This window comes from Alcanivorax sp. UBA3183 (genome assembly GCF_002364155.1).
GTDB classification, from domain to species: Bacteria; Pseudomonadota; Gammaproteobacteria; order Pseudomonadales; family Alcanivoracaceae; genus Alcanivorax; species Alcanivorax jadensis.
This window is the reverse complement of record NZ_DEXN01000003.1, coordinates 783-2,923: the sequence shown is the minus strand read 5'-3', so window position 1 is coordinate 2,923 and position 2,141 is coordinate 783. Positions and strand designations below refer to the sequence as shown.

1 protein-coding gene and 1 pseudogene are annotated in these 2,141 nt (G+C 57.8%); one reads left to right on the top strand and one right to left on the bottom strand.

Annotated elements, in window-relative coordinates; all coding sequences use genetic code 11:
- Window positions 1-59 precede the first annotated feature (59 nt).
- The gene (locus tag B3Q33_RS00160; protein ID WP_035245665.1) at window positions 60-1,433 is read right to left on the bottom strand and encodes a WS/DGAT/MGAT family O-acyltransferase; all 1,374 of its coding nucleotides are present in this window, start codon (window positions 1,431-1,433) and stop codon (window positions 60-62) included.
- A 490-nt stretch (window positions 1,434-1,923) separates the two neighbouring features.
- Here B3Q33_RS00160 and B3Q33_RS00155 point away from each other — a divergent pair.
- A pseudogene (locus tag B3Q33_RS00155) lies at window positions 1,924-2,141 on the top strand (isocitrate lyase); the annotation flags it as partial.

Sequence of the window (2,141 nt, the reverse complement as noted above, 5' to 3'; positions counted from 1 at the left end):
TGCAGCTTGTAGCTTGAAGCTTGCCCCCTTCAGCGTCAGGCATCTGGCATCCTGCGCTGTTATTTAATCCCCGCCGCAATCTCCAGCTCACGGATGGACTGCTCCAGATAGTCCAGCAAGCGCTGCATGGAAGGCAGGGTACGACGGCAGGCGATCAGGCCGAATTCCAGCTGATCCTGATAGCTGGTCAGGGTGATGTTCAGGGCGATGCGATCCAGCACGATGGACACCGGATACATGCCTTGAAGCTGCGCGCCATTCCAGTACAGCGGTTCCTTCGGCCCGGGCACATTGGAGATCACCACGTTAAAGGCTCGCCATTTTGGCGCCAGCCCGGTGAGCAGGTTGAGGCCGGTGGGGGCCATGGTCAGGGCGGTGAAGTTGAGGATTTCCTCCGGGCTCATCTGCGAGAAGCGCTCTTTCGCTTCCTGTACCGAGTCGTGTACCACCCGCAACCGGTTGGCCGGATCACAAATGTGGGTGCCCAGGTTGGCCAGGATCATGCCGATCTGGTTGCCGCCAGCGCTGTCATCCTGGCGCAGGCTCATGGGCACCATGGCAATCAGCGGCTCGTCGGGCAGGGCGTTCTGGCTGATCATGTACTCACGCAGGGCATGGCCGCACATCGACAGTACAACCGTATTGACGGTACAGCCGAAGGCCTTGGCGATGACTTTCAGCCGCGACAGCGAATAGCTCTGCGCGGCAAAACGGCGTGATCCGGTAACGGTCTGGTTGAGTACGGTGTCCGGGGCCTGGAAGATGGACACATAGTTCTCATCCTTTTTGGCCTTCTGGCTCACCTTGTAGATCTCGCGGGCAAGGCCCGGCACGGTGGCGGCTTGTTTGCTTAGGCCTGCGCCAAGGCGCGCCAGGCTGGAGGCCACATCCACCGGGCTGCTGGGTAGGGAACGGCTGCGTTTTTTCGGCTCATAGGCCCACACCGGCGGCAGTTCCCGCTCCTCCGGATCGGTGGACAGGGCGCGCATGCCCATGCGCATGGCAGAGATACCGTCTACCACGGAATGGTGAATCTTGGTGTAGAGGGCGAACTGGCGACCGCGGATACCCTCGATCAGATGGGCTTCCCACAGCGGCCGCTCCCGGTCCAGCAGGTTGGAATGCTCGGCCGACACTAGCGACAACAGCTCACGGATGCGGCCCGGCTTGGGCAGGGCCTCGTGGCGGAAGTGATGATCGATGTCGAAGTGCTTGTCCTCGGTCCAGTAATACTGGCCCAGGCGACGAGTCAGTCGCTGGTTGAATGGCGCCACCGGGGAGCAGTAGTCGCGCATGTGCTGAGCGAGCTCGCTGACATATTTCGGGCCTGCATCTTCCGGGAAGGAAAACAGCTGCAGACCGGCTACATGCATGGGCTGCTGGCGTTTTTCCAGCCACAGGAAAAGTTGGTCCACCGGACTAAGCGCTTTCATAGGTTCCCCTTCGTCATTTTTATCTCCCTGAACACAACTGTTACCTGAAATGGCAATGCACTCTCCATGCCAGCTGTGCAGGAAAGATCATAGTAGCAAAGCCCCATTCGGGTCACTGTGTGCAAGGTGTAAATTGGCGGGCGATGCGGTAAATGCCGCTGGCTGTCTCATTGATGAGTGGCAGTGTGTTCAGGAAAATGGAGGTTCCTATCCACCTTGAAGGCCGGGTTGCGTGTTGGCAAGTCAGGTTCGAGATCGCCCGGATTCATGCCGGCGCAGGTCCAATCTGGTGGCCAATCAGAGGCTCGGGCACTACGAAATACGCCTTACATTCACCAGGAAAATACCGAACATAGATCATATTGATTATGTTTATGGGTCTACTGCCTCTAGAATGCGCCGCATCGGTAGACCGGCATGTGTCCGTCTGGCATGAGCAGGGTTGCCCCTCCCGGTATCGATAAACCAATTTGTTAATCAGAGGTTCACCATGTCATACACCAAAGACATCGAAGCACTGAGTTCTGTGGTTGGTGCCAACAGCACCTGGAAAGATATCAACCCGGAATCTGCTGTTCGCATGCGTCTGCAAAACCGTTTCAACACGCATCTGGACATCGCCAAGTACAACGCCAAGATCATGCGTGAAGACATGGCGGCCTATGACAAGGACACCAGCAAGTACACCCAGTCCCTGGGTTGCTGGCA